We start from the raw sequence: 307 nt of genomic DNA, 5'->3' as shown, positions 1-307 counted from the left end.
GCATCGTCTTTGTTCGAATTTGCAATGGACATGCCGACTTGGGCAGCTGTTAGTCCAAGTTCACTAAGTTTCTTCTGGTCTGTCACGAGTGTATATTGCTCATATGCATCGGAAAGACTTGTATCGTCATCTTTCAATTGTTTATTTTTCTTCATGATGTTTTGAATATCATTGATTACCGGTTCAATGTCTTTTTGTGTATTTCCATAGACATAAAGAGTCGTTTCATTGCTTGATGTAGAGGTGAACTCTTGTTGCTTCCAAGTTCCGGGAGAGTCAAGATTGGTCAGATATTTTATGATCTTTT

General features: G+C 37.8%; 1 protein-coding gene. It reads right to left on the bottom strand.

What is annotated here, in order from left to right; translation table 11 throughout:
• Positions 1-307: hypothetical protein (locus CVN76_RS02590; RefSeq protein ID WP_157805488.1), on the bottom strand; the 307-nt coding region annotated here is incomplete at both ends.

It is taken from the genome of Bacillus sp. mrc49, from assembly GCF_002803435.1.
This window is presented reverse-complemented; position numbering and strand designations above follow the sequence as displayed.